This is a genomic window from Dactylosporangium sp. CS-047395 (assembly GCF_050942185.1).
GTDB lineage: Bacteria > Actinomycetota > Actinomycetes > Mycobacteriales > Micromonosporaceae > Dactylosporangium.
Window position 1 is genome coordinate 3,127,666 of the sequence record NZ_CP192015.1, and the last position, 26,430, is coordinate 3,154,095.

The following is a 26,430-nucleotide window of genomic DNA, read 5'->3' on the forward strand; positions in this document are numbered from 1 at the left end:
GACGAAGGAGTGGACACCCCCATGAAGAGACTCAAGCTCGCCGCCGTCGCGACCGCCGCCCTGGTCGTGCTCGCGGCCTGTGGTGACGACAGCAAGGACAGCGGCAGCAGCGACGGCGCGCTCAACGGTGCCGGCAAGACGCTCAACGTGCTGGTGCAGGCCAACACGATCTACCCGCAGCAGCAGAAGCAGTGGTTCACCGACACCAGCAACGCGTTCAAGGCGCAGACCGGGGCCGAGGTCAAGTTCGAGACCTTCGCCTCGGCCAACGACGAGCTCACGAAGATCCAGACCTCGGTCGTGTCGGGGCAGGGGCCGGACGTGTACTCGCTCGGCACCACGTTCACCCCGACCGCCTACGCCACCGGCGCGTTCCTGGAGCTGCAGGACGCCGACTGGCAGAAGGTCGGCGGCAAGGACAACTTCGTGCAGGCCGCGCTCGGCATCTCCGGGCCCGACGCCCAGCACCAGGTCGGCATCCCGTTCACCAGCCGCCCGTTCGTGATGGCGTACAACACCGAGCTGCTCAAGGCGGCCGGCATCGACAAGCCCGCCGACAGCTGGGACGGGCTCAAGGAGCAGGCCAAGAAGCTCACCACCGGCGGCACCTACGGCATGGCGGTCGCCTACGCCGACGGCTTCGACCCGTGGAAGTTCATCTGGGCCATGTCCGTGCAGGCCGGCAACCCGCTCGTGGCCGGCAAGAAGGCCTCGCTGGACGACCCGGCGACGGTCAAGGCCTACCAGACCTACCTCGGCTGGCTCGCCACCGACAAGGTCGTCGACCCGGCCGCCGTCGGCTGGAAGAACGCCCAGGCGATCGCCGAGTTCGGGGCGGGCAAGGCGGCGTTCCTGCCGATGGTCTCGGCCACGTCCAAGGTGACCCTGGACAAGTCGCAGGTGGCCGGCAAGTACGCGTACGCCATCATGCCCACCATCCCGCCCGGCGTGACGGCCAAGCCCGGCAACGGCGTGGCCGCGACGAGCATCCTGTCCGGCGACAACCTGGTGGTGGCGAAGTACAGCAAGAACAAGGACCTCGCCCTGGCCCTGGTGAAGCTGCTGACCAGCGCCGAGTCGCAGAAGAACTACTACAAGACGTTCGGTGAGCTGCCGACGAACGCCGCCGCGGCCAAGGAGCTCTCGGCCGACCCGGCGCTCGCGGCGATCGTGGACTCGGCGAGCAAGTCGGCCGGGACGCCGTTCAACGGCGGCTGGAGCAAGGTGCAGCTGGCCCTGTTGAACGTGGTCGTGCAGTCCATCCCCGACCTCAAGGCCGGCAAGGTGGACGACGGCAAGCTGAAGTCGCTGGTGACCGCCGCGCAGAAGGACGCGCAGGCCGCCGTGGACGAAGCCAAGTGAGCAAGGCCGTCTCCCGGCGTCAGCGTCCACTGTGGATGCTGGCGCCGGGCGGCGTGCTCATGGTCCTGGTCATCCTGGTGCCGCTCGCCGTGGCGCTGCTGGTGTCCACTTTGGACCTGAACCAGTACACCCTGCGGCAGTGGACGGACGCGCCCGGCGTGTGGTTCGACAACTACGTCGAGGCGTGGCAGGAGACCGCGCTGCCGCACGCGATCTGGGTGACCGTCGGCTACGCGGTCATCGTGACGGTCGCCGCGGTGCCGATCGGGCTGGCCGCCGCCCTCGCCACCCAGCAGCGCTTCGCCGGCCGGGCGCTGGTGCGCTCCGCGTTCCTCATCCCGTACGTGCTGCCGGCCTTCGTCGTCGGCACCGTCTGGCGCACGATCCTCCAGCCCAACGGCCCGGCCAGCCACATCCTGACCACCGACGACCTGTGGCTCAACGGCCCCCGCAGCTACTGGGCGCTGGTGATCGTGCAGCTGTGGACGTCGTGGCCGCTGCTGTACCTGCTGATCGTGGCCAGCCTGCAGGGCATCCCCGACGACGTGCACGAGGCGGCCGCCCTGGACGGCGCCGGCTACTGGGCCAAGCTGCGCGGCGTCATCCTGCCGCACCTGACCAAGACCATCGCGCTGGGCATGGTGATCGAGTTCCTGCACACGCTGAACAGCTTCACCCTGCCGTACGTCCTGTTCGGCGTGCCCGCCCCGCACGACGTCGAGGTGCTGCCCGTGCTCACGTACGTGGAGAGCTTCCAGAACTTCCAGTTCGGCCTCAGCGCGGCGATGGCGGTGCTGTCGCTGGTCCTGGTGGCCATCCCGCTGTCGGTGTACCTGCGAGCGGTAAGGCTCAACCGCAATGAAGACTGAGGTGTACCGCCTGCTCCCGCGCTGGGTGCAGATCGTGATCAACGCCGTCCTGCTGGTCGTGGCCCTGACGCCGGTCGTGTACATGCTGTTCGCCAGCGTGAACGACGACCTGGCGGTGGCCCGCGGCGACTTCTGGCCCAGCGCCTTCCATCCCGGCAACTACGCCGAGATCTGGGACACCGTCGAGCTCGGCGACGGCCTGCTCAACAGCATCGCCGTGGCCGGCAGTGTCGCCGTCGTCTCGGCCCTCGTCTCGGTGATGACCGCCTACGTGCTCGTGCGCTTCAGCTTCTTCGGCCGCGGCCTGATCCTGCGCGGGCTGCTCGCCCTGCAGAGCATCCCCGGCACCCTGATGCTGCTGCCGGTCTTCGTGCTGTTCGCGAACCTGGCCCGGATCCTCAGCATCGACGTCATCGGCACCCGGTGGGCGCTGTTCGTCACCTACCTCACGTTCGCCCTGCCGTTCTCGACCTGGGTGATGGTCACGTACCTGCGCGGGCTGCCGCACGAGCTCGACGAGGCGGCCCGGCTCGACGGGGCCTCGTCGTGGCGGATCCTGCGCTCGATCGTGATCCCGCTCAGCTGGCCCGGCCTGGTCGTGTCGGCCATCTTCGCGTTCCTGCTGGGCTGGAACGACGTGCTGTTCGCCTCGGTCATCACCAACGCCGACACCCGCACCGCCGCGGTCGCGCTGCAGGTGTTCGGGGCGACCCAGGAGGGCGGGGCGATCCCGCTGTACGGGCAGCTGATGGCCTCCGCGCTGGTCTGCGCGCTGCCCGTGGTCGTGTTGTACCTGGCGTTCCAACGGTTCCTGGTAGGCGGCCTCACGGCCGGAGGAGTGAAATGACTGTGCTCAACGTGGCGATCGTCGGCAGCGGCATCATCGGCGCCAACCACGCCGAGGCCATCGCCCGTCATCCGCGCCTGCGGGTCACGGCCCTGGTCGACGCGCGCATCGAGGCCGCCGAGGCGCTCGCCGGCAAGCTCGACCCGCGCCCGTCGGTCCACCTCACGCTCACCGAGGCCCTGGCACAGGAGCAAGTGCAGATCGTCGCCATTTGTACCCCCAGTGGCCTGCACGTCGCCGCCGCCGAGGAGACCCTGGCGGCCGGCAAGCACCTGTTCGTCGAGAAGCCCCTCGACACCGACCTGGCCAAGGCGCGCGCGTTCGCGAAGGTCGCCGAGGAGGCGGCCGGCCGCGGCCTGGTCGCCTCGGTCGTGAGCCAGCACCGCTTCGACCCCGCGACCGCCGCCGTGCTGCAGGCGGTCCGCGAGCAGCGGCTGGGCCGGGTCACCAGCGCCGTGGTGTCCATGCCGTGGTGGCGCGACCAGGCGTACTACGACTCCGCCGACTGGCGCGGCACGTGGGCCTTCGACGGCGGCGGGGCCGTGGCCAACCAGGGCATCCACCTCGTCGACCAGATGCTGGCGCTGCTCGGCCGGCCCGCCGAGGTGTACGCCCGCACCGCCCTGGTCAGCCACGAGCGGATCGAGGTCGAGGACCTCGCGGTGGCCACGATCGCGTTCGAGTCCGGGGCCCTCGCGGTGCTGCACGCGACCACCGGCGCGGCGCCCGGGCTGCCGGTCCGCCTCGCCCTGCACGGCACCGGCGGCTCCGCGATCCTGCACGACGACCAGCTGGAGTACTTCCACACCAGCAGCGACCCGGACCTGCGCGCCGAGGACCTGGTGCCGGCCGGGGACGTGTACGGGGCGCCGAAGCCCGCCGACGGCTTCGTGACCGGGCACCTGCGCCAGTACGACGACCTCGTCGAGGCGATCGAGACCGGGCGCGCACCGGGAGTACAAGTGCAGGACGGTCTTTTCGCTCTTGCCCTGGTGCGGTCGGTCTATGTGTCGGCGGCGCTCGGCCGGCCGGTCTCCTTCACCAGGGTCCTCGACGGGGCCTTCGACGACGTTCAGCCGCACACCAAGGGAGCACAGCAGTGAGGTTTTCGGTCTTCACCGCCTCGACGCCGGACTGGACCCCCCAGGAAGCCGCGGCCGAGCTCGCCGCGCAGGGCTGGGACGGCGTCGAGTGGCGGATCACCGACCAGGACGACGCGCCCGCACCCGGCTTCTGGGCCGGCAACCGGGCCACCTGGCCGCTGACCGGGCTGGAGGAGTCGCTCGCCGAGATCGGCGCCGTCACCCGCGGTGCGGGCCTGGCCTTCTCGGGCATCGGCGGCTACGCCCGCAGCTTCGAGCGCACCGACGTGGCCCGGCTGCTCGCCGCCACCGCCACCCTCGGGGCGGGCCGGGTCCGGGTCACCATGCCGCTGCTGAAGACCGGCGACTACCGGGACCTGTTCGCGGGCGCCCGCAAGGACCTCGAGTGGGCGACCGCGGAGGCGGAGCGGCTCGGCGTCACGGTCCTCGTCGAGCTGCACCACGAGACGATCGCCTCGTCCGCGTCGGCGGCGCTGCGGCTGATCGACGGGCTCGACCCGGCCGCCGTCGGCGTCATCCACGACCTCGGCAACCTGATCATCGAGGGGCACGAGGACCACCGGGCCGCGTTCCAGCTGCTCGGGCCGTACCTGCAGCACGTCCACGTGAAGAACGTGGCCTGGAAGCCGGTGTCGACCGCGGCCGACGGCACCGTGACCTGGAAGCAGGACTGGGCCACCCTGCGCGAGGGCCAGGCCGACGTCGGCGCCTACCTGCGGGCGCTGCGCGAGCACGGGTACGACGGCTGGGTCACCCTGGAGGACTTCTCGACCGCCGTACCCCTGCGCGAGCGCACCCGCGACAACCTCGCCTACATCAAGTCGCTCATCTAGCCGGCACCTGCACGGGCTGCCTGGTCCAGCGCAGTCCGTCCGCCGACCTGTAGAGGGCATGCCGGTCGCTGGTGAGGTACATTCCGGGCCCGGCCGGTACGATCGGCCGGTACCCCTCCAGCTTCGGCATGCCGGTGACCGGGCCCGGGGCGAAGCCGCCGCCCTGGCCCGCGAACCACTGCGCCGGGTCGTCGAACACGGTCCGCACCACGAGTGTGCCGTCCGCGGCGAGGTAGGCGCCCTGACCGCGGTCCAGGTACGGCACCGTGTGCCCCGGGTCGACCGGCGTCCAGGTCTTGCCGATGTCGGCGGTGCGGCAGCCAATCCCCGCACAGCAGGTACGCGGTGCGGCGCACGGTGTCGCGCCGCACCGCGAAGTACTCGTCGAAATCGCTCGGCATCACACCTCCCTGCCCGATAGGTCAACGGCGGGGCGGCATCCGGTTTACCGGCCTACGAGATTTTCTTGAGGTGCGTGACGGCGCTGTCGTACGTGCGGAACAGCCCGGCGTCCAGCCCGTGCGCGGCCAGGAACGGGGCCGGATAGCGGGTGCCGGTGTCGGCGTCCTCCCAGGTGCCGGCGGGCAGGAACGGCAGCCGGACCGGCGGGGCGGGCGCACCGAAGCGGCGGCCGTCCAGGAACTGGAACACGGCCGCCTCGTCACCCGTCGCGGACAGATACGCGAGGGCGGGGGCGTCGGACTCCCGCGGCGAGCGCAGCCGGAACAGCCGCCCGTGCTGGACAACCTTCCGGATCCGCTTGTACTGGCCGATGAGCGCGATCGCCGCCTGCTGCTCCTCGAGCGTCCACTTCGGCAGGTCCCCGCCGATCCCGAGCACGCCGGCCATGGCGACGTGGAAGCGGTACCGCAGCGGAAGGCGGTTGCCGGTCAGGAAGTTCGGCGCGTCGGTCACCCAGGCCGTCATCGCCCGCGCCGGGTACAGCTGCGAGAACCCCTCCTGGATGTGCAGCCGGTCGCTGGCGTCGGTGTTGTCGCTGGGCCAGACCTGGTCGGTGCGGGCCAGGATGCCGAGGTCGACGCGGCCGCCGCCGGACGCGCAGGACTCGAACCGGACGCCGGGGTGGTCGCGGCGGAGCCGGTCCAGGATCGCGTACAGGTTCTCGGCGTGCCGGGTGGACCACAGCACGTCGCCGTAGGGGCCGGGGTCGGTCACCGGCCGGTTCATGTCCCACTTGATGAACGCGATGTCGTGCTCGGTGAGCAGCGTGTCGAGCCACCCGTGCAGCCAGGCCGCGACCTCCGGCTTACCCAGGTCGAGCACGAGCTGGTTGCGCAGCTCGTGGCGGGGATAGCCGGGGGAGGCGTAGACCCAGTCGGGGTGGGCGCGGTACAGGTCGCTGTCGGGGTTGACCGCCTCCGGCTCGACCCAGATGCCGAAGCCCATGCCGAGCTCGCGGACCCGGGCGACGAGCGGGCCGAGCCCGTTGGGGAAGCGCTCGGAGTTGGGCAGCCAGTCGCCGAGGCCCGCGTTGTCGGCGACCCGGGTGCCGAACCAGCCGTCGTCCATCACGAACAGCTCGCAGCCCAGCGCGGCCGCCTGCTCGGCCAGGGCGAGCTGGTTGGCCTCGTCGAGCAGGAAGCCGGTCGCCTCCCAGGAGTTGTAGAGCACCGGGCGCACCTCGTCGCCGTGCGGCAGGATTTCGGCCCGGACGTAGTCGTGCCAGGCCCGGCTCGCCCCGCCGAGACCCCCGGCGCTGAACAGCCCGAGGGACTTCGGGGTGGTGTGGGTGGTACCGGCGGCGAGCCGGGCCAGGGGCGCCTCGTGCCCGGCGCCGGCGTTGGCCACCACCCGCCCGTCCGGCAGCCGCTGCACGTCGATCCGCCAGGTGCCGGACCAGGCCAGGGTGGCCGTCCAGACCTCGCCGTGGGTCTCGGTGGCGGAGCCGTCGTCCAGCGCCACCCACGGGTTGTGCATGGGGCTGGTGGTGGTACGGCGGCTGCCGAGGCGCACTGTGCCGGCCGGAAGCTCGGTGCGCTGCAGGCGGCTGTCGGCCCCCCACCGGCCGTGCAGGCTGGACAGCCGGGCCCCCTCGCGCGCCGGCACGCACCAGGCGGCGCTGTCGGCCCGCAGCACCTCGACGGGCACCTCGGTGGCCAGCTCGGCCCAGCGCTCGATCACGTCGTGGCCGGGCGGGACCCGGTAGTGCAGGGTCAGGCGGAGCGGGCGGGTCTGCTCGCGGTACCGGAGCCGCAAATGCGATCCGTCGGCCTCGGCGGTGTCCAGGACCCAGCGCACGGTGCGGCTGTCGTCGGGGAACCGCAGCGCGAGGGCGGGCTCGGTGAAGCGCAGGCCGGTGTCCGACGGGTACTCCTCGCGCCCGTCGAGCCGGCTCTCCCAGCCGCGCGCCGGGGCGAGCGGCACGGCGGCCAGGGCGATCGCCGCCTCGTCGTCGACCGGGGCGCCCCAGTGCGCGGCAAGCGGGACGTCCTCACCGCCGCCGAGGTTCAGGACGTAGGCGGAGTTCGGGGTGCGCAGGACCCAGACACCAGGGGCGACTTCGGACACGGCGGGCGGTAAGGACATCTCACGTTGGTAGCACCCGACCGCCGATTTGTCAGGATCCGGCGTAGGCGGCGCCCAGCAGCGCTGAGCGCTCGGTGTCGGCCACCGGGCGGGCCGGGACCGCCAGGTGCAGCGCGGGCTCGATCAGGTCCCAGGCGCCGGTCATCGAGCCGCCGAAGACCACGACCTCGGCCCCGAACCGGCCCAGCCACTCGCCGAGCAGGTCGCCCAGGATGCCGAACGCGGTGTCGATCACCTCGCAGGCGTCCCGGTCGCCGCCGCGGGCCAGGCCGGCCAACCCGCGCATGCCGTCCACGGCCACGCCGGTGCGGGCCAGGTACCCGCGCACAAGCGCCCGGTCGGAGACGAGGTCCTCGATGTTCACCCCGTCGACGTCGCAGAAGTGGATCTCGCCGTCCTTGGGCACGTCCGGCCCGTCGGAGACCACCGCCCCGTCGGCCAGCCAGGACGAGCCGATGCCGGTGCCGAGCGTGATCGCCACGCTGCGCCGGGTCCCGCTCGCGGCCCCGTCGACCCACTCGCCGAGCAGGAACGCGTCGGCGTCGTTGACGAACGTGAACGCCTCCGGCGCGGCCGGGATCGCCGCCGCCAGGGCGGTGCGCAGGTTCACGCCGTGCAACTGGTCGAACTTGCTGACGCCCTCGTGCAGCGACACCCCGGCGACGTAGTCGAACGGGCCGGGGAAGGCAACCGCCCAGCGGTCCTCGGGGCCGGGCAGCAGCCGCTTCGCCGCGTCCGCCAGCGCGCCGACGATCGTGTGGGCGTCCTGGGCCGGGTCGAGCGGGTGCCGCTGCCGGTCGAGGATGCGGTGGCCGGCGACCTCGACGCTACCGGCGGTCACATGACTCCCACCGATCTCGAGAACCCGCACGACCGGAGAGGGGGAGTCGGTGTCCTGCACGGCGTAAACGTTATCGCACGCCGATTGCGGAGATCCGCTCCGCGTATGGGTACGGCGTCCGCTTCGACGTGGCCACGAGGTCGGCGAAGAACCGGTTCATGGCCGCGGCGGTGCCCGCATGCCGCAGGATCACCGCGCGGGTCCCCCGGGGCAGGTGGTCCAGCTCGGCCGGGAGGGACCCCGCGGCCGCCTCGGCGACGAGCTCCTGGGCCCGGGTCCAGTCGCCGGGGCACGCCGCCGTGCCGGCCAGCCAGGTGGCGAAATGCCCGGCATTGAACCGCCGGTCGTAGCCCGCGTGGGCCCGGAAGAACGCGTGCTCGTCCGCCGTCCGCGCGAAGGTCGGGTGCAGCGCGAGGCCGAAGTCGGCGAAGTACACCAGCCGCCCGTCGGTCAGCAGGTTGCCCATGTGCGTGTCGAAGTGCAGCAGACCGCCCGCGTTCATCGCGCTCACGGCCGCCGCGAGCCGGGCCGCCGTCTCCACCCCGGCGTGCTCGTCGCCCGCGTCGAGCCGCTCGCGCAGCCACACCCCGAGCCCCTGCGGGATGCGCTCCAGGAACAGCGTGACGGCGACCGTGGCCGCGTTGAGCTCCTCGAGGCGCCGGCGCACCGCCGGGCTGCCGTCCCAGTAGGCCGTCATCGCCTCGACGTCGGCCGCCTCGCCGGCGAGCCGCGGCAGGATGCGCCAGTGGTACAGCATCGGGAAGTTCGGCTGCCGCCCGGAGCGCACCCACGCCGTGGTGAGCCGGTGCGCGGTCAGCTCGCGCCAGGCGCCGAAGCCGGCCGAGCCGACGCCGTACTGGTAGAAGCCGGGCAGCCCGAAGAGGTTCCCGGTGTCGTGCGGGGTGGCCAGCTCGGTCGCGGTGAGCGGGACCTGCTTGACGAACACGGCGGCCCCGTCGATCTCCAGGGCCGCCGTGGTGCCGCCGATGCCCGCCCCGAGCCGCGCGGCGCCGGCGACGAGGTCCAGCAGGTCCGCGTCGCCGAGCCGGGCCAGGGCGGGCGCGGCGCGCTCGAAGCACGCCGCGCGGGACACCGTCAGTGCTTGCTCATCGCGATGAGGACGATGATGATCGCGATCACCGCGACGACCCCGGCGATGGCCGCCGCGATCTTCAGCGCGCTGTACGGCCGCTCGCCCGCGACCTCCCCGGTCACGCCGTTGACCTGGATGTTGAAGGTCTTCCCGGCGTACAGGTAGCAGGCGATCCACACCGGCAGCAGCATGAGCTTGAAGGTCACGTCGTTGTACTGCGTGTGCATCTGGTCGACGCGCTGCTCGTCGCCGCCGATGTCCTCGCGGCAGTCCTGCTCCAGGATCGGGCGCATCTTGCCCTTGGCGTTCTCCAGGCCCTGCTCCGGCTCGATGTCGTAGCGCAGGGTCTCGTGCCCGGCCAGGAACTCCGGGCGGTACGGCTCCGAGTTCGGCAGCGGCCACGGGTCCAGCGCGTCGAGGTGCTTCGGGCTGACCTTGGTCGTGCCGGTCACCAGAACGTCGTCGAAGTCGCGGAACACCCGGCCGCTGGCGCCGTACCAGCGCGTCTTCTGCACCTGGCGGCTCTTGGTCTCGCCGTTCTCGGTGTAGGTCTCGGTGACGTAGTAGTGCTCGCCGCGCTGACCCTGGTAGTCCGTGACGGTCCGCGAGTCGTACGTCCAGTGCGGCAGGTACATGCTCTTGGCCGTCTCGGCCTCGGTGACCTTCTTCAGCCCCGACGGCGCGAACCAGCGCGACGAGGCCCACTTGCCCAGCGACTCGCGCAGCGCACGCTTGTCCAGCGCGAAGGGCAGCACCGCCTCGGGCACCACCTGGTCCTGCGGGGACACCTCGGCCACGACCGGGGCGTTGCAGAACCGGCAGCGGTCCGAGATGGCGTCGCTCTCCGTCTGCGCGCCGCAGTTGCGGCACACGAACACGTGCTTGGCCAGCAGCGCGATCGGCTTGCGGGGCAGGCTCGCGAAGGACAGGAAGTCGTGCTCGCGCACCCGCATGCCCGTGGTCTGCAGCACGGTCTCGTGGCCGCAGTACGGGCACTTGAGCACGTTGGTGCCCGGCGCGAACTCGACGTTGGCGCCGCAGCCGGCGCACGGGTACTGGGTCTGTGACATGGTCCTATCAGCCCATCGGGGGGAGTGGCGGGGGAACGGACGCGAAGATGCCGGCCAGCTCGGGGACCTGCTCGGCCGGGGTCCAGGCGGCCATGCCGTTCTTCCACACCAGCGTCGCGCGGCTGATCGCCCCGGCCTGCACCTGCTGGGCGAGCGCGCTCTGGTCGAACGGCCCGGCCTGAGCGCCGTTGACGGCGGCGAACCACTGGGCCTGCGGCGGCAGCGGCGGCGGCCCGGCCGGGGCCTGCTGCTGCTGGGGCTGCTGGGGCTGCTGGGCCCGGTTCATCGAGTTGGCCACCTGCTGGGCCGCGGCCATGCCCAGGCCCAGGCCGAAGCCCTCGCCGGCGCCGCCCTGGTTGTTGGCGGCGTCCTCCATGGCGTTGGCCGCCTGGAACTTGGAGTACTGGTCGAGGTTGCCCAGCACGCCCATCGAGGTGCGCTTGTCCAGCGCCTCCTCGACCTCCGGCGGCAGGGAGATGTTCTCGATGATGAACTTGGGGATCTGGATGCCGTACTCGGCCAGTTCCTGGGTCAGCACCCCGGCCAGCTTCTGGCCGATGAGCAGCTGCTGCGAGACCAGGTCGAGCACCGGCACCTGGGCGGCGGCGAGCGCCGGGCCGAGGTGGCCGACGATCAGCTGGCGCAGGAATTCCGAGACTTCTTCGGTACGGAACTGCGGGTCGGTCCCGACGAGCTGCTTGAGCAGGTTCTCGGGGTGCACCACGCGCAGCGAGTAGGCGCCGAAGGCCCGGATGCGCACCATGCCGAACTCGGCGTCGCGCATCATGATCGGGTTCTGGGTGCCCCACTTGAAGTCCGTGAACTGCCGCGTGTTGACGTAGTAGACCTCGGCCTTCCACGGCGAGTCGAACCCGTACTTCCAGCCCTTCAGGGTGGACAGGATCGGCATGTTCTGCGTCTGCAGCGTGTAGGTGCCCGGCACGAAGACGTCGGCGACCTGGCCCTCATTGACGAAGACGGCCACCTGGGACTCGCGGACGACGAGCTTGGCGCCCATCTTGATCTCGTTCTGGTAGCGCGGGAACCGCCAGACGATCGTGTCCCGGCTGTCGTCGAGCCACTCGATGATATCGATGAACTCGCCCTTGACCTTGTCCCACAGTCCCACCGTCGGTCCCCCTTGCGTTCGGATCATCGAGCGTCGCAGACCCTAGCAACCGTTCCTGGGGATTCCAGGCTCGCTGTCGGGAAGCCGCTCCGGCTATTTCAGCGTAGAAGCGCCCCGCGAACAGTCGGGAACCAGCCACGGGAATGGTCAACTCCGCGCCTGGCCCGCGTGCCCCCATGCCCTACACCGCCTTGCTCCCGGGGCGCCGGCGGCTACGACAGGCGGATGATCGGCAGCACCCGGGAGGTCTTCCTCTCATACCCGGCGAACCGCGGCTGCGCGGCGACGATGCGCTGGAGGGCGGCCTCGCGCTCGGTCCCGGTCAGCTCCTGCGGGGTGGCGTGGCGCTTGGTGCCGCCGTGCTCGATCCAGACCTGGTCCGGGTGCGCCTTGAGATTGTGGTACCAGGCGGGGTTGCGTTCGGCCCCGTTGTTCGAGGCGACCACCAGCCAGGCCCCGTCCCCGTCGGCGAACCGCGCCACGGGCGAGGTCCGCTCCTTGCCCGACTTGGCCCCGACGGTGGTGATGTAGAGCAGATCCATGCCGGCAAACCGGTCGCCGGTGCGCTTGTGAATCCCGATCATCAGGTTCTTCATCATCCCCATGCGTCGATTCTTAACCCCGCGCCCCGCCGGGCGCAGGAGTCACAAGTCGGAGAATCGGCAGGACATTTGTCATCGCAGTACCGTCGAGCACCGGCGCAGCTCGAGGGTCCACGCCGGGACCGTGGCGCCAGGGCTAGTCGCCGAAGTTGGTGCCGTGGTAGAAGTACCGGCCCAGGCCGACGGTGAAGATCAGCAGGCCGTAGGCGGCGTGCTCGACGCAGACCGTCAGCAGGGAGCGGGTGCGCTGGTAGCGGCGGGCGAAGAGCCAGCCGCCGCCCAGCGTCAGCACGACCGCCACGGGGTTGCCGAACAGCAGGTGGGCCAGCCCGAACGAGACCGCACTGACGGCGGCGGCGATCTTGTCGGTGCGCAGGATGCGGCGGTACCGGTGGAGCAGGAACGCCCGGAAGAGCAGCTCCTGCGGATAGACGGACACCACCGGGTACGCGACGACGATCAGCGCCCACAGGCCCGGGTTGTGCCGGGGCAGGTCGAACAGGTGCTCACGGTCGAAGACCCAGACGGCGGCGACGGCCAGGACCGCGGCGACCGCCCACAGCCGCAGGATGCGCGGCAACTCCGGCCGCAGCGCCCCGGCCCGCCACAGATCCCGACGGTCGAAGCCACGGTCATCGGCGTCGGTGCGCTGCGGGTCGAGCTCGCCGCCGAGGCGGGACTCGCGGCGGAAGTAGAACGCGACGGCGATGGTCAGCACGAGCAGGATCGGGATCGGGCCGCCCGGGATTTTGACGAAAGCGAACGCCACGGGAAGTACGAAGAACACCAGGATGAACTCGGCGACCATCCGGGCGACGGTGCCATCCGCAGGTGACGATCTACCCCTACTCTCGTGACTGATGCGCATCGCCAGTTACAACGTCGAGAACCTGTTCAACCGGGCCAAGGCGCTGGATCAGCGGACCTGGGCCGACGGGCGGCCGGTGCTGGAAGCGTTCGCGCGCGCCGGTGAACTCCTCGAGGAGCCGGTCTACACCGACGAGATCAAGCGCGAGATCCTGCGCGAGCTCACCAAGCTCGGCCTGCGCAACGGAGACCTGGCCAAGTTCGCGCGGCTGCGGCAGAACCGGGGCCGGCTGCTCAAGCGGGCCCGCGACGGGCGGGTCGAGGTGATCGCCGGTGGGCGGGCGGACTGGATCGGGTGGGTCGAGCTGACCTTCGATCGCTGCGACGAACAAGCGCTGCTCAACACGGCTCGGGTCATCCTCGAACTGCGGGCCGATGTGCTCGGGGTGGTCGAGGCGGAGAGCCGGCACGCGCTCAAGCGGTTCACCGATGGTGGGCTTTCCGGGTTGTACCGCCACATCCAGGTCATGGACGGCAACGACGAGCGTGGCATCGATGTCGGGGTCATGTCCACCGAGGGCTTTCCGCTGGCCTCGCAGCGGACCCATGTCGACGACGTGGACGAGCGGGGGCGGGTGTTCAGCCGGGACTGCCCGGAGTACCACTTCGTGCTGCCGGGCCGGTCAGAGCGGCTGGTGGTGCTGGTCAACCATCTCAAGAGCAAAGGGTACGGGGGCAAGGTCGCCTCCGACAGCACCCGCCGGCGGCAGGCCGCTCGGGTGGCGGCGATCTACGGGAGTCAGGCTACGCCGTACGTCGCCGTGGTCGGGGATCTCAATGACACGCCGGACAGCGAGCCGCTCGCGCCGCTGTTGCGGGACAGTGATCTGCGGGACGTGTCGGAGCATCCGGCGTTCGACGACGCCGGGCGGCCGGGGACCTACGGGTCCTGCACGGCGCGTAACAAGCTCGACTACGTTCTGCTGTCGCCGGCGTTGTGGGCGGCGACGACCGGCGGCGGGATCTTGCGCAAGGGTGTCTGGGGAGGTCGCAACGGGGTGCTGTGGCCCATTTACGACACCATGACGCGGGCGGTTCATGCCGGATCGGACCATGCGGCCATCTTCGCCGATATCGATCTGAACAAACTGTGATCACACATCAGGTGAAATCTACGCTCACAGTAGCGGTAGTATCGCCGCCCGTGACAATCTGGAAATAGAAGATCACGCAGGTCGGGGGTCGGATGCGGAGGGGAGATGACGGCGACAGCGACATCGACCAGCCTTGCCTCCGGCGAGCCTCCGATCAACTTCGCCGCGCATCAGGTGCGGGCGGGGAACATCGCGGGCGCGCGCGATGACTTCGAGCAGATGCTCGCCATGCTGCTCGCCGCGATCTATCCCGGCGCCCGGGCCATCAGTGCCAATCCCGGCGACTGGGGGATCGACATCCTGCTCGGTGAGCTCTCCGGGCTGGTCGTGATCTGGCAGTCGAAGTACTTCTGGCCGATCGTGACCCGCTCGCATCAGGGGCAGATCCGGGAATCCTTCGACTCCGCCGTGGCCGCCGCCGCGCGCAACGGGTACCGGCTCGCGCAGTGGGTGCTGTGCGTGCCCGCGAGCATGGACGCGCCGACCGCGCAGTGGTGGGACAACTGGCGGGCGCGCCGGCAGCGGGAGACCGGGGTCCAGATCGAACTGTGGCACGAGAACGTGCTGCGCGGGCTGCTCGTCAAGCCCGACTGCGCCCATGTGCGCCGGCACTATTACGACCCGTACGTCGCGCAGGCGGGACCGGCGCGGGCCCAGCGGGTACCAACGCATGATCTTGAACCTGAAGCCGACGCGGCGTTGGAGGGTGCGCTCTTCGTCCGGCAACTGCGGGCGGCGGGGCACGTCGAGGTCGGCGCGGCCAAGCGCGAGTATTTCAACGCCGACCTCCTGGCACGCGAGATCCTCGACAAGCGGGTCGACCCGGAGCTCGCCGCGCTCGACGAGGCCGACGGGCTCGTGCACGGCATCTGGGAGGCGGGCTTCAACGACCACGCGGCCCGCCACCCCGGCAACGCGCTGCTGCCCGGCCTGCATGCGGCGGTGATGCGCGAGATCCGGGAGTCGGGCGCGTTCCCGGAGGTGCTGCGGGCCGGCGTGGTGCACCGGTGCGGGCTCATGCACCGGGTCGTCGAGCAGCGCCGGGCCGGCTGGGTCACGCACTGGCGGGAGCTGGTATGACGCCCGACGATCTGAGTGCCTTCCGGCGGGCCCGGTTACTGCTGGTGCTGGCCGCGGCCGGCGAGCCGGTCGACGCCGAGCGGCTCGGGGTCTACGAGTTCCTGGCCGGGCAGCCGCTGCTGCTGGCCAGAGCCGAGGACGATCCCGACCGTACCGCGCTGCGGCTGGCGGGGTTCGACGACCGTACCGTCGCCTATGCCAGCCCCGCCCAGCGCTTCGTCACCGCGCAGCTGAGCCTGGGCCGTGATCTCGCCGCCCTGGTCAACCAGGGACTGATCGCGGTCACGGCCGCCGGCCGGGTGAAATATGCCCTAACGGAGGAGGGAACGGGCATGGCCGGGCGATTCACGGCGATGTATGCTCAGTCATACATCACAGCGGTGCGCATCGTCGTCCGGCGGCTCCGTCGCCTCAGCGGTCGTAAGCTTCGAGAGAACCTGCGACAGTGTCTCCTCCCCGTCCCAGTCAAGGACGTGCCATGATCGGCTTGCGCACGCAGGGCATCCGGATCAGGCGGCTGCGCCTCCACGGAGACGACCGCAACTACGACGTCGACTTCCGCGCCCCCGACGACACGCCGCGCCGGCTCTCGGTGCTCGCCGGCGCGTTCAGCACGGGCAAGACCACGATCCTCGAGTTCGTCGACTACTGCCTGGGCGCCAACGACCATCCCCGGCATCCGGAGATCACGCCGAAGGTCAAGTCGGCGACCCTCGAAGTCGAGCTGTCGGGGTCGCCGTACCTCATCGAACGGGCGGTGGGTGAGCCGTCGATGTTCGCGTACGTGCGCGCCGGCCGGCTCGACGAGCCCGGCAACGCCCCGCGCGTGCGGCGCACCCTGCGGCCCGCCGGCCACCCCGACAGCCTGTCCAGCCTGCTGCTCTCGCACTGCAAGCTCCAGGGTGTACGGCTCTCGTTCGACACGGACGACCCGCTGAGTTTCCGCGACCTGATGTGGCTGTGCTTCCTGCCCAACGAACGGCTCGACGGCAAGGACCTGCTCTTCGAGAGCGTGCCGATGAAGCACCTCAAGCTGCGCCAGGTCGTCGACGTGGTCTTCGACGTGCACGACGACCACACCGTGGAGATCGGCCGCCGGATCAGGTCCGTGGAGACCGAACTGGCCGCGGCGCGCACCGCGTACCGGGCCGCCGAACAGCTCGTCGAGGACCAGCACATCGGCACCCGCCCGGAGCTCGAAGCCGTCTCCCAGGCGGCCAAGGACGAGCTCGCCGCGTGCGCGCAGGCCCTGGCCGGCCTGGACGCCCGCGCCCGGTCCTCCACCGCGTTCGCCGCCGACCTGCGCGAGCGGCACCGCGACGCGTCCCGCTCCGCGCTGGCCGCGTACAACGAGCTGCGCGACCGCGAGACCCAGCTGCAGCGGATGGTGCCGCTGCGCGGCTCGTACGCCGACGACGTGTCGAAGTGGACCATGCTCGCCGAGGCCGACCGGCTCTTCGAGACCGGCTCCGGCGTGTGCGCCTCCTGCGGCGCCGCGCTGACCCCGTCCGACGAGCGCTGCCCGGCCTGCCGGTTCCCGGTCGGCCCGGTCGACGTCTCCGGCGAGCTGCGCTCGGCCAAGACCCGCCTGGGCGAGCTCACCCGCCACATCGAGGACCTGGAACGCGAGATCCCGCACCTGCGCGCGGCCGCCTCCCGGGCCCAGGACGCCGAGTCCCGGGCGGCGGCCGAGGTCGACGCGGCGACGTCGCACGCGGTGACGCCGTACCTGGCCGAGCGCGACGCCATCGCCCGCCGCCGCGAGGAGGCGTCCGCGTCCCTGCAACGTGCCGCCGACGGCCTGCGGCTGGTGCAGAGCCTGGAACGCCGGGCCAACGGCATTCTGCAGATGATGGACCAGCTCGACGCCGACCGCGACGAGCTGGGCGCGGCCGGCACGCAATCCCGCCGCGCCGACCGCTCCGCCGTGGTCCGCCGCGTGAGCGGCCGCTACGTCTCGATCCTGGCCGAGTTCCGCTACCCGAAGCTTGCCGACGCCTATCTGGCCGAGGACCTGACGCCGTACGTGCGGGGCGAGCCCTACACCGCCGCTTCCTCGGGCGGGCGGACGTTGATCGCGCTGGCCTGGCAGCTGGCGATGTTCGAGACGGCCTGGGAGAGCCGGTCGTCGCACCCCGGGTTCCTGCTGCTGGACAGCCCGCAGAAGAACCTGGGCGCCCTCGGGGACCTCGAGGACGGGCAGACGATCGAGCGCATCTACCGGCACATCGAGGACTGGCTGGCGGGCCGCGGGGTGGGCGCCCAGATCGTGGTGGCCGACAACGCACCTCCGCCGACGGCGGCGGACGACGTGATCGTGCGGTTCTCGCGGCGCCCGGATCAGCCCCCGTACGGCCTCATCGACGACGACTTCTAGCCGTCGCCCGGGCGGATCAGCCCGGACTCGTACGCGTGGATGACGACGTGGACGCGGTCGCGCAGGTGCAGCTTGGCCAGGATCCGCGCGACGTGCGTCTTCACCGTGCCCGGGCCCACGCCGAGCCGCCGGGCGATCTCCACATTGGAGTGACCGCGGGCCAGCTCGACGAGCACCTCGCGCTCCCGGGGCGTGAGCGGGTCGGGCCGGGGAGACCCGGTCGGCAGATGGTGGGCGAAGGCGTCCAGCAGGCGCCGGGTCACGCTCGGGGCCACCACCGCGTCTCCCGCCGCCACCGCGCGGATCGCGGTGAAAAGATCGGCCGGCGGTACGTTCTTCAGCAGGAACCCGCTCGCCCCCGCCCGCAACGCGGTGTACACGTACTCGTCCAGGTTGAACGTGGTGAGCACGAGCACCCGCGCCGGCAGGCCGGCCGACGTGATGTGCCGGGTCGCCTCGATGCCGTCCAGGACCGGCATTCGCACGTCCATCAATACCACGTCGGGCCGCAGCGCGCGGGTCATCGCCACCGCCTGGGCGCCGTCGCCCGCCTCGCCGACCACCTCCAGGTCCGGCTGGGACTCCAGCGCCATGCGGAAACCCAGGCGCAGCAGCGCCTGGTCGTCGGCGAGCAGCACCCGCACGGCCACCCCGGCTGTCCGAAGTGGAGGGTGGCCCGGACCCGCCAGCCGTTGCGGAACGGCCCGGCTTCGAGGTGGCCGTCATGGGCGGCGACCCGTTCGCGCATGCCGGCCAGTCCTCGCCCACCGGCCGACGGCGCCGACCGCGCCTTCCGAGCAGCGCCGCCATCATCGGTGATCTCCAATGCCAAAGCCCCCGTCTCGTACCGCACGTGCACCCGAACCCGCGCCGCCGGCCCAGCATGCCGCAGCGTATTGGTCAGCGCCTCCTGCACGACCCGGTAGACGGTCGGCCCGGCCTCGGCGCCCCACCGGCCGGGCGTGCCCTCGCGGACCACCTCGACCCGCAGGCCCGCCGCGCGGACCTGGTCGACGAGCGCGTCGAGATCCATCGGTGCATCCCGGAGCAGGTCCAGCAGCCGGTGCATCTCGTCGAGGGCCTCCCGCCCGGTGGCGGCGATCGTCCCGAGCGCCCCCGCCGCCCGTTCGGGGTTCGCGACCGCGGTCAGGGCGGCGCCGTCGGCGAGGGCGACCATGACGGCCAGGTTGTGGGCCACGACGTCGTGCACCTCGCGGGCGATGCGGGTGCGTTCGGCGGCGGCCGCGCGCCGCTCGACCTCGGCGACGTACGCGCGCCGGGTGCGCACCGCGACCCCCAGCAGCACCGCCGCGGCGAGGGCGGCGGCCAGCGCCACCAGGTCGCTGTCCCGCAGGGCGCCCTGCAGCCGGCCGGTCACCAGCACCGCGGCGATCGCGGCGACGGCCGGCGACCACCAGCGCCAGGACCGGTGCCAGGCCACGGTGGCCAGCGCGGCCAGCAGCGCGACGAACGGGTACACGGCCTCGATCCCGCCCACCACCCACGCCGTCACGGCGAGGGCGAACCCGGTCCAGAACACCGCGACCGGGAACCGGCGCCGCAGCACCAGCGGCAGGTGGATCGCGGCGAACCACGCCCAGCCGCCCGTCGCGCCCGGGGCGTCGGCCAGGGCCAGCAGGGCGGCCAGCCCCGCGTCCTGCACCCACACAGCGCGTTTCATCGCGAGCAGCCTATGGCGCCGTGGCCAGCACGCGCAGGGCCACCACCGCCGACCAGACCCAGCCGAGCGGGATGATGATCCGCCCGGCGATCCCGTCGGCGAGCTGGAACGCGCCGCTCGACCCGGTGCTCGTGACGGACAGCGTCTGCAGCACGAACGCCCCGACGATCAGCACCACCGGCGCCGCGATCCCGTTGGCGGCCAGGCCCACCGCCCACCACCGGCCGCCGTCCTCGCGGGCGAAGCGGCGGGCGAAGACGAAGCAGCCGGCGGTCGTCGCCGCGTACAGCACCAGCACCGCCAGGGTGTGCAGCCCCGAATGCCACGACTCGGCGGCATTGGTCCCCGGCAGCAGGCTGTCCGGCGTCCCGGGTGGGTACCCGAGCTGCGGATCGGTCCGGAACACCGCCGTGCCGACCATGGCCAGCCCGTACACCGTCAGCAGCCGCGGCCCCCAGCGCGCGGCCCGGCCGGTGTGCAACAGCCGGCGCAGCCCGGCCGCGCAGCCGACCATGAGCAGCCCGCAGGAGATGAAGTTGACGACCTGGATCCAGCCCCGGTCGCCGAGCATGAGCAGGCTCGGCCCGTGCCGCAGCAGCACGAACCCGGGCCGGGTGGCCGCGTCGACGTGGAAGACGACCAGAAAGCCGGCGACGGCGAGCGCCCCGCCGGCCACCAGCCGCCGCCCGAGTCGCGTCGGTACTTGTACATCGGTCATGCCGGCAACGCTAGGGACGGCCCGCGCCGCACGGGACCGCCGCGCGACAGACGGGCGCCTATGCCGTGCGGCATACGCGGTAGCTAGATCCGCGAGCGCAGCGTTTCCACGCCGGGGCCGGTGAGCTCGTCCAGGAACACGCCCCGGCCCGCCATCGCCATGGTGAGCGCGAGTGTCGTGCCGCGCACCAGCGGCCCGTCGCCGGCCGTGAACGGGCCGTCGGTCGCCTCCAGGCGCAGGCCCTCGATCGCGGTGCGGCTGGCCACGGTGAAGTTGCGGGCCGCGAAGAACCGGGCGACCTGGGTCGTCGCGTCCACGGACGGCGTGCCGGGCAGTCCCAGCGGGCGCCGGACGTCCTGGCCGTGCACGATGACCTCGCCCAGCCAGGCCGGCAAGTGCCCGGACGCGGCGGTACGGCCGGTGCCGACCGCCCGGAACCGCGCCAGTGTCTCGGCCGGCGTGGCGCCGCGCTGCTCGTCGAGGCGGCGGCGGTTGTGCCGGTCGGCGTCGAAGCCCGCGCCCACCATGCTGCGAAGCCAGCGGAACCGCCCGATGCTCGCGGCGGCGGTCAGGTGGGCCACGACCTCCTCCACCGTCCACTCGCCACAGAGCGAACGGGTGCGCCACTGCTCGTCGGTGAGCGCGGCGAGCTCGTCGGCGAGGGCGGCGCGCTCGGCGTGGATGGCCGGCCAGAGGTCGTCGGACACCGCCCGACCCTACTGCACCTTGGCGCTCGCCTTGGCTGACGGCGTCGCCGGGGCGGAGGCCTTCGGCGCGGAACTTTCGCGGGCGGCGACGATCACGGTGCCGATGCGCTGGACGTCGTCGCCCTTCACGATGTCGTACCGCCGGATCGCCGAAGCCTCGTCCGCGCCCGCCCACAACACCTGCACCCGCAGCGTGTCCCGGTCCTTGACGGTGGTGAACGTGCAGGTGGCGGCGTCGTCCCGGTGCGCCGTCGCGCGCTGCTTGCCCAGCCGCCTGGCGACCTCGGCCGCCGTGAGCACCGCGCAGGGATCGGGCCGCTCGACCGCGCCGCCGAGGAAGCCGGCCGGCTGGTCGACGGGGCGGATGCGGTACCAGGCCAGCTCGTCGCCCTCGCTCACCAGGACCGCGGACCCGCGCTGCGGCACCGCGTCGGCCGGCAGCGTGGTCGCGAACGGGTCGGAGACGCCGTGCTCGCCGACGCCGGAGACGGCCGTGAACGGGACCGGCCGCGGGGCCGGGCCGACCGCGTAGAGCCGCCCGCCCTCGCGGACCAGGGCGCGCACCGTCCGCTCGGCGCGCCACCGCTCGCGCCCGTCGGCCAGGCCGAACGCCTCGAGCGCGCCGTCGGTGCGGTCGACGCTCCCGCCGGACTGCGCCACGATCGCGACGTCGCCCTCGACGGCCAGGTCGCAGTACTCGGCGCAGCCGTCCCCGGCGCGCTGGGCGAGCTGGCGGCCGTCCGGACCGTACACCTGGAACGTCCGCGCGCCCCGGACCAGCGTGGCCCCGTCGCGGACCAGCAGGCCGAGCCCGCCGTCGTCGGCGTTCGGGTCGAGCGTGGTGCGCGAGCGCAGCGCCCCGGTGCGCGCGTCGCGGATCTCCAGGTGGTCCACGAACCGGTCGTCCTCGGTGCAGGCCAGCCGCAGCGCGGTCGTCTGCCCGTCGCCGGCCGTGGCGCGCAGGTCGCAGTCCTCGGGCAGCTGGGCGCTCCACAGCCGCCCGCCGTCCCCGGCCGCGACGGCGTTGATCGTGCCGGCCCCGGGCGCGTCCCGGGTGGCGACCGTGGCGGCGTCCTCGTCGGTGTGGCCCAGCCGCGACCGGCCCGAGCCCCGCTCGTCCGCCTTGGCGCTCACGCTCGGGGTGGCGGACGCGGACGGCGACGGCGAGGCCGACGGCGTGGGGGTGGGGCCGGCCGGGCGCATCTTGTGCGCCGCGCCGCTGGTGGCCTTCGGGGTCGCGCCGGGCGACCTGGCGGCGTGCGGCCCCCAGCTGGCCGAGGGCGTGGCCTTCCCCTTCTCGGCCCGCCCGGCGTTGCGCGCGTTACCGGACTTGGCGGCCTTGGGGGCCTCGCGCTGGTCGGCCCACTGCATCGGCGACGAGTCCTCGGCCGGCTCCCCGACCAGCAGCGCGGGCCCGGCCGCCATCGCCTCCGAGCGCGCGGTCAGCGGCATCCGCCAGCGGACCGCCCCGGTGCGCGTCGACAGCGCCGTGAGCTCGGCCTTCTTCGTGTCCCGGCGATACGTGTTGACCAGCACCGACCCCGCGCCGAGATCGCTCTGCGACCACAGGACGGTGCCGAACTCCGCCGACCCGTCCAGCTGCCGCCGCCAGCGCACGATCCCGGTGTGCGCGTCGACGCCGGTCAGCTGGGTGCCCGCGTCGGCCTGGGTGATCAGGATGTCCGCCGTCGGGTCGTAGCCGACCAGGTCGCCGGCCTTGGTCGCGAACGCGGCGCCCCGCACGACGTCGCCCGGGCGCAGGCCGGCGGCGGTCGCGGCGGGCGTGTCGAACGACGGCTGGATCGGCGGCTCCGGATGGGCGGCCACGCTGGCGGTCAGCACCGCAGCCGGCACCACCAGCAGTCCCGCCGCGGCATATGGCCTCACGAAGTCCCCCATTACTGGTGTCACCAGATCGTCTATCAGGCGAGAGAGACGCTAAATCCGGATATTTCCGGACACACGCACCGACGCGTCCGGTTCAGCCCCACGGGTCTTGCGATCATGCACAATACGCTCCACAGCAGGATTTTTCCGACATGTCAGCATTTGAGCCGTCACCAACCAGCAGCTAGGCGAGCAGATGGCGGTGGAGCGTCTCCAAAGCCGCCTTGACCTCGGGCAACGCCTCCGGGTCGGCGAGCGCGCCCAGCAACACGTCGTCCGCCGGGGACGCGTGCACCACCAGAAGCGTCTGCGCTCGTACCAACGTGCGCCGACGATCCCGCGGGTCCGGCGAGGTCGCCACCATGCCCCGCTCCTGCAGCCGCGCGATGGAGGCCGACACGTGGCTCTGCGGAAAGCCGGTCCGCTCCGCGATCGCGCCGATCGAGCTGTCCGGGTGCGACGACACGTCCATGAGCACCGAGCGCACGCTGGCCGGCAGGGAGTCGTCGTCGCCGAGGACCGGCATCGCGGATCCCGCCAGTTTCATGAGCGTCCGGCCCAGCATGAGCAGCTCGAGAGCATTCACATCAAGGATGATACAACAGACTTGATGTATCAGACCTGATGCTTTACGGTCGGCGGCATGTACTCCAGGAAGCAGGGAACCGGCGAGCCCATGCTCGTCGTCGTGCAGGGCGGCGACGGGGACGCCGACGCCACGCCCGTGCTGGTCGAGGAACTGGCGCGGGACCGGACCGTCATGACGTACGACCGCCGCGGTCTCTCCAGGAGCCCGGCCGGGGACGATCCGGTGACGATCGAGTCGCACACCGACGACCTGGCGCTCCTGCTGGCGACGCAGGCGCGCGGGCCGGTCGACGTGCTCGGGATCAGCATCGGCGGGTTGATCGGGCTGGACCTCGCGGCCAGGTACCCGGGGCTGGTGCGCACCGTCGTGGCCTACGAACCGCCGCTGACGCAGGTCATGGACGATCCGGAGCCGTTCGTGACGCGGCAGCGCGCGGTCGAGGAGGCGTTCCGGGCCGAGGGTGTCGCGGCCGCCATGCAGCGCTTCCTTGCGCTGACCGGGTTCGACCCGGCCGACCGGGAGCCGGACGTCGAGCTTCCCCGGCCGGGCCCTGAACGCGCGGCCAACCTGGCGTTCTTCCTGACCCACGACGCCCCGGCGGCGCGCCGGTTCTGGCTCTACGAGAGCCCGCTGCTCGCCGAGCACGTCGTGCCGGCCGCCGGCGCGAGCAGCCGGGGAACGTCAGCCGCGGCGCCGGTCGAGGCCCTGGCCAAGAAGCTCGGCCGGGACCTCGCCGTGTTCGAAGGGGGCCACAACGCCCACGTGCTGCGGCCGCGGGCGTTCGCGGCGACCGTGCGGAGCCTGCTCGGCTACCACTGACTCCAGGGCATGCTCCAGTCGCCCAGGCCGTCGGTGAGCGGCAGGTTCTTGGGCGTGTTCTTGACCTCGACCACGTCGCCGACGTCGAACGTGTCGTAGAACCACTGCGCGTTGGCCGGGGCCACGTTGATGCAGCCGTGCGAGGTGTTCGACTTGCCCTGCTGCGGGATGTTCCAGTCGGCGAGGTGCACGTACTCGCCGGAGAGGGAGATCCGGCAGGCGAGCTTGATCTTCTCCTCGTAGTAGTTCGGGTTGTTCTTGTCCGTGATGCCGTAGCTGGCGGAGCTCATCGTGACGAGCGGCTCCTTGGTCATCAGCACGTGCACGCCGGAGCGGGTGAAGAAGTCGATCGTCTCGCCCTTGGAGCCCTTGGTCTCGCCGCCCTTGCCCATGCTGACCGGGATCTTCTTGACCATCTGGCCGTCGATCCAGCACTCCATCTGCTTGGTGTTGGAGTCCGCGATCGCGATGCGGGACGGGCCGATGGAGAAGTTGGCGCTGGAGTTGCCGCCGCCGTAGACCCCGTTGCCCAGGTCGACGCCGAGGAGGTTGACGCTGACCTTGACCGTGGTGCCCTTGGCCCAGTACTTCTCCGGCCGCCAGTGCGCGCTCTGGTTGGTGACCCAGTGCCACTTGCCCTCGACCTCGGGCGACGTCGTCACCTTCATGGCCTGCTCGGCGGCGTCCTGGTTCTTGACGGCCTTGTTGAAGAACACGATGACCGGCTGGCCGACGCCGTAGGTGCCGCCGTTCTTCAGCGCGAGCATCGGGTTGGCCTGGAAGGTGGTGCTGGCCACGGCCTTGGGCTGCAGCGTGGTGAAGCTGCTGCTCTGGCTCACGTCCTTGCCGTCCGCGCCGGCGCCGGCCACGGTGACCGTGTACGTCTGGCCGTAGGCCAGGGCGCCGCTGGACGTCCAGTTCTTCTTGTCGTCGGACAGCTTGCCGTCGAGGTTCTTGCCGCCGGCCGCCACGGTGACGGTGTTGAGGGTGCCGTTGTCGATGGCCACCGTCACCTGGCTCGTCGGCGCGACGTCCTTGGTGTCGGCGGCGGGCGTGATGGTGACGGTCGCGGGTGCCCCGCCGCCGCCTCCGCCGCCCCCGTCGGGACCGGGCGAGCCTCCGCCGGTCCAGGCGGCCTTGCCCGTGTTCCCGTCATTGCACGCGGCCAGCGCGGCGGCCGCGGCGACTCCCGCGCCGGCGGCCAGCATCCTGCGGCGACTCAACATGTCTCGTGCCCTCCCCGTTCGCGAACGGTACTCAAGGGGAGCCGCCGAGCAAAACCCCCGTGTGGTATTGCCCGCAATGTCCGAACGGCGCGGCCGTGCGGTGCCCGAGGGTTAGACGAGCGGGGAGGGCGTTTCCGTTTACAAGATCGCTTGAGTCAGGAACCCGACACCACGGTGACCTCGAGGCGGTCGGTGTAGAAGGCGACCCGGCCGGCGATCGGCGACACGGCGTCGTACGGCTTCTCGTAGCTCCACACGGCGTTGTCGACGGTGCCGTCCGGCGTGACGACCGAGTAGTAGGAGGCGTCGCCCTTGTACGGGCAGTACGTGCTGTGCTCGGTGCGCTCGAGCAGCCGCTGGTCGACGTCCTCCATCGGCACGTAGTACGCGACCGGGTAGGTGGACTCCTGCAGGGCCAGGGCGGCGGTGGTGTCGGCGACGACGTGCTCGCCGGAGCGGACGACGACCCGCACGTCGGAGGGCGTGACGGTGATCGGGTGGTCGGGGCCGGGGATCAGATGCGGACGACTCATGCGTCCAACGCTATGCCCGCAGGAGTTTGTCGACCAGGCGGACCGGCAGCTCGTCGTCGAGCGTCCAGGGGAGATAGATCACGCGGTACACCAGGGGGCCGATGAGTCCGTCGATCAGCTCGTCGGCGCTCAGGGCGGCCGTCTCGCCCACGATGGCGAGGCCCTCGGTGCGCCGGTTGCGCAGGCATTCGGTCTCCTGCTCGCCCGCGCTGGCGCTGCCGCTGCGCAGGAGGGCGGCGTTGATCGGTTTGCGGTAGTGCTCGACGATCTCGCGGGCCCAGGTGATCAGGTCGGCCCGCAGGTCGCCGGTGTGCGGCAGTTCCCGCTCCGGGTCCAGCCGGTAGGTCGCGATGTCGTTGAGCATCGTCGCGGCGTCGCCCCACCGCCGGTACACGCTGGTCGGGTTGACCCCGGCCCGCTCCGCGACCAGCGGGATCGTCACCTTCTCCGCCCCGCGCTCGCGCACGAGCTCCTCCACGGCGTACCGGATCGAGGTCAGCACGGCGGCACTGCGCCCGCCGGGCCGGCGTACTGGGGCAGCCATGGTGTGACGCTC

27 protein-coding genes are annotated in these 26,430 nt (G+C 71.7%); 10 read left to right on the forward strand and 17 right to left on the reverse strand.

Annotated elements, in window-relative coordinates; translation table 11 throughout:
- The first annotated feature begins 21 nt into the window (after positions 1–21).
- The 5 genes from ACQP00_RS14620 to ACQP00_RS14640 are packed head-to-tail and all read left to right on the forward strand — an operon-like array spanning position 22 to position 5,014.
- Entirely contained in the window at positions 22–1,362 is a 1,341-nt protein-coding gene (locus ACQP00_RS14620; protein ID WP_433219223.1) for an ABC transporter substrate-binding protein, read from the forward strand.
- On the forward strand, positions 1,359–2,231 hold the full coding sequence (locus ACQP00_RS14625; protein ID WP_433219225.1) for a carbohydrate ABC transporter permease: 873 nt from the start codon (positions 1,359–1,361) through the stop codon (positions 2,229–2,231). The genes ACQP00_RS14620 and ACQP00_RS14625 overlap by 4 nt, the downstream gene beginning before the upstream one ends.
- Complete coding sequence (locus ACQP00_RS14630) at positions 2,221–3,078, forward strand: carbohydrate ABC transporter permease (RefSeq protein WP_433219227.1); 858 nt, start codon at positions 2,221–2,223, stop codon at positions 3,076–3,078. The genes ACQP00_RS14625 and ACQP00_RS14630 overlap by 11 nt, the downstream gene beginning before the upstream one ends.
- Complete coding sequence (locus ACQP00_RS14635; RefSeq protein WP_433219229.1) at positions 3,075–4,181, forward strand: Gfo/Idh/MocA family protein; 1,107 nt, start codon at positions 3,075–3,077, stop codon at positions 4,179–4,181. Before ACQP00_RS14630 ends, ACQP00_RS14635 begins: the two co-directional genes overlap by 4 nt.
- The gene (locus ACQP00_RS14640) at positions 4,178–5,014 is read left to right on the forward strand and encodes a sugar phosphate isomerase/epimerase family protein (protein ID WP_433219231.1); all 837 of its coding nucleotides are present in this window, start codon (positions 4,178–4,180) and stop codon (positions 5,012–5,014) included. The genes ACQP00_RS14635 and ACQP00_RS14640 overlap by 4 nt, the downstream gene beginning before the upstream one ends.
- On the opposite strand, the gene ACQP00_RS14645 is transcribed toward ACQP00_RS14640, so the two are convergent.
- The 8 genes from ACQP00_RS14645 to ACQP00_RS14680 form a co-directional block, all read right to left on the reverse strand.
- On the reverse strand, positions 5,007–5,279 hold the full coding sequence (locus ACQP00_RS14645) for a hypothetical protein (RefSeq protein ID WP_433219233.1): 273 nt from the start codon (positions 5,277–5,279) through the stop codon (positions 5,007–5,009). The genes ACQP00_RS14640 and ACQP00_RS14645 overlap by 8 nt on opposite strands.
- Positions 5,280–5,467: 188 nt before the next feature.
- A complete protein-coding gene (locus ACQP00_RS14650; RefSeq protein WP_433219235.1) occupies positions 5,468–7,561 on the reverse strand; it encodes an alpha-galactosidase in 2,094 nt (697 codons plus the stop codon).
- A 31-nt stretch (positions 7,562–7,592) separates the two neighbouring features.
- Positions 7,593–8,462, reverse strand: coding sequence for an ROK family protein (locus ACQP00_RS14655; protein WP_433219237.1), 870 nt, complete (start codon positions 8,460–8,462; stop codon positions 7,593–7,595).
- Between the two features lie 10 nt (positions 8,463–8,472).
- Positions 8,473–9,495 (reverse strand): serine/threonine protein phosphatase, encoded by a 1,023-nt coding sequence (locus ACQP00_RS14660; protein ID WP_433219239.1) that lies wholly within the window; start codon positions 9,493–9,495, stop codon positions 8,473–8,475.
- Positions 9,496–9,497: 2 nt separating this feature from the next.
- Positions 9,498–10,565 carry a hypothetical protein gene (locus ACQP00_RS14665; RefSeq protein WP_433219241.1) on the reverse strand — a complete coding sequence of 356 codons (1,068 nt, stop codon included), beginning with the start codon at positions 10,563–10,565 and terminating at the stop codon, positions 9,498–9,500.
- A gap of 7 nt (positions 10,566–10,572) precedes the next feature.
- A complete protein-coding gene (locus tag ACQP00_RS14670) occupies positions 10,573–11,694 on the reverse strand; it encodes an SPFH domain-containing protein (protein WP_433219243.1) in 1,122 nt (373 codons plus the stop codon).
- 212 nt (positions 11,695–11,906) lie between these two features.
- Positions 11,907–12,299, reverse strand: coding sequence for a nitroreductase family deazaflavin-dependent oxidoreductase (locus ACQP00_RS14675; RefSeq protein ID WP_433219244.1), 393 nt, complete (start codon positions 12,297–12,299; stop codon positions 11,907–11,909).
- A 133-nt stretch (positions 12,300–12,432) separates the two neighbouring features.
- On the reverse strand, positions 12,433–13,104 hold the full coding sequence (locus ACQP00_RS14680) for a CPBP family intramembrane glutamic endopeptidase (RefSeq protein ID WP_433219246.1): 672 nt from the start codon (positions 13,102–13,104) through the stop codon (positions 12,433–12,435).
- Between the two features lie 52 nt (positions 13,105–13,156).
- On the opposite strand from ACQP00_RS14680, the gene ACQP00_RS14685 reads away from it, so the two are divergent.
- The 4 genes from ACQP00_RS14685 (at position 13,157) to ACQP00_RS14700 (ending at position 17,714) form a co-directional block, all read left to right on the forward strand.
- Positions 13,157–14,257 carry an endonuclease/exonuclease/phosphatase family protein gene (locus tag ACQP00_RS14685; protein WP_433219248.1) on the forward strand — a complete coding sequence of 367 codons (1,101 nt, stop codon included), beginning with the start codon at positions 13,157–13,159 and terminating at the stop codon, positions 14,255–14,257.
- A 105-nt stretch (positions 14,258–14,362) separates the two neighbouring features.
- Positions 14,363–15,337 carry a hypothetical protein gene (locus ACQP00_RS14690; protein WP_433219250.1) on the forward strand — a complete coding sequence of 325 codons (975 nt, stop codon included), beginning with the start codon at positions 14,363–14,365 and terminating at the stop codon, positions 15,335–15,337.
- A complete protein-coding gene (locus ACQP00_RS14695) occupies positions 15,334–15,819 on the forward strand; it encodes a hypothetical protein (RefSeq protein ID WP_433219251.1) in 486 nt (161 codons plus the stop codon). The genes ACQP00_RS14690 and ACQP00_RS14695 overlap by 4 nt, the downstream gene beginning before the upstream one ends.
- Positions 15,816–17,714, forward strand: a complete 1,899-nt coding sequence (locus tag ACQP00_RS14700; protein ID WP_433219253.1) for a DNA recombination protein RecN — start codon at positions 15,816–15,818, stop codon at positions 17,712–17,714. Before ACQP00_RS14695 ends, ACQP00_RS14700 begins: the two co-directional genes overlap by 4 nt.
- On the opposite strand, the gene ACQP00_RS14705 is transcribed toward ACQP00_RS14700, so the two are convergent.
- The 6 genes from ACQP00_RS14705 to ACQP00_RS14730 all read right to left on the reverse strand — a co-directional run bounded on the left by ACQP00_RS14705 (position 17,711) and on the right by ACQP00_RS14730 (position 23,293).
- Positions 17,711–18,307, reverse strand: coding sequence for a response regulator (locus tag ACQP00_RS14705; RefSeq protein WP_433219255.1), 597 nt, complete (start codon positions 18,305–18,307; stop codon positions 17,711–17,713). The two genes, ACQP00_RS14700 and ACQP00_RS14705, sit on opposite strands and share 4 nt — an antisense overlap.
- A complete protein-coding gene (locus tag ACQP00_RS14710) occupies positions 18,235–19,395 on the reverse strand; it encodes a sensor histidine kinase (RefSeq protein ID WP_433219257.1) in 1,161 nt (386 codons plus the stop codon). Before ACQP00_RS14710 ends, ACQP00_RS14705 begins: the two co-directional genes overlap by 73 nt.
- A 10-nt stretch (positions 19,396–19,405) precedes the next feature.
- On the reverse strand, positions 19,406–20,113 hold the full coding sequence (locus tag ACQP00_RS14715) for a DUF998 domain-containing protein (RefSeq protein WP_433219259.1): 708 nt from the start codon (positions 20,111–20,113) through the stop codon (positions 19,406–19,408).
- A gap of 83 nt (positions 20,114–20,196) precedes the next feature.
- Positions 20,197–20,820, reverse strand: coding sequence for a maleylpyruvate isomerase family mycothiol-dependent enzyme (locus ACQP00_RS14720; protein WP_433219261.1), 624 nt, complete (start codon positions 20,818–20,820; stop codon positions 20,197–20,199).
- A 9-nt stretch (positions 20,821–20,829) separates the two neighbouring features.
- The gene (locus tag ACQP00_RS14725; RefSeq protein WP_433219263.1) at positions 20,830–22,707 is read right to left on the reverse strand and encodes a PQQ-binding-like beta-propeller repeat protein; all 1,878 of its coding nucleotides are present in this window, start codon (positions 22,705–22,707) and stop codon (positions 20,830–20,832) included.
- A 184-nt stretch (positions 22,708–22,891) separates the two neighbouring features.
- A complete protein-coding gene (locus ACQP00_RS14730; protein ID WP_433219265.1) occupies positions 22,892–23,293 on the reverse strand; it encodes a MarR family transcriptional regulator in 402 nt (133 codons plus the stop codon).
- A 57-nt stretch (positions 23,294–23,350) separates the two neighbouring features.
- Between ACQP00_RS14730 and ACQP00_RS14735 the strand changes: the two genes are divergently transcribed.
- On the forward strand, positions 23,351–24,115 hold the full coding sequence (locus ACQP00_RS14735) for an alpha/beta fold hydrolase (RefSeq protein ID WP_433219267.1): 765 nt from the start codon (positions 23,351–23,353) through the stop codon (positions 24,113–24,115).
- Here the strand turns inward: ACQP00_RS14735 and ACQP00_RS14740 are convergent.
- From ACQP00_RS14740 to ACQP00_RS14750, 3 genes are all read right to left on the reverse strand, one after another.
- Positions 24,106–25,341 (reverse strand): L,D-transpeptidase, encoded by a 1,236-nt coding sequence (locus ACQP00_RS14740; protein ID WP_433219269.1) that lies wholly within the window; start codon positions 25,339–25,341, stop codon positions 24,106–24,108. The genes ACQP00_RS14735 and ACQP00_RS14740 overlap by 10 nt on opposite strands.
- 155 nt (positions 25,342–25,496) lie before the next feature.
- Complete coding sequence (locus tag ACQP00_RS14745; protein ID WP_433219271.1) at positions 25,497–25,874, reverse strand: DUF427 domain-containing protein; 378 nt, start codon at positions 25,872–25,874, stop codon at positions 25,497–25,499.
- Between the two features lie 10 nt (positions 25,875–25,884).
- Positions 25,885–26,418: a TetR/AcrR family transcriptional regulator gene (locus tag ACQP00_RS14750; protein WP_433219273.1), complete on the reverse strand. Its 534-nt coding sequence runs from the start codon at positions 26,416–26,418 to the stop codon at positions 25,885–25,887.
- Positions 26,419–26,430: the final 12 nt, after the last annotated feature.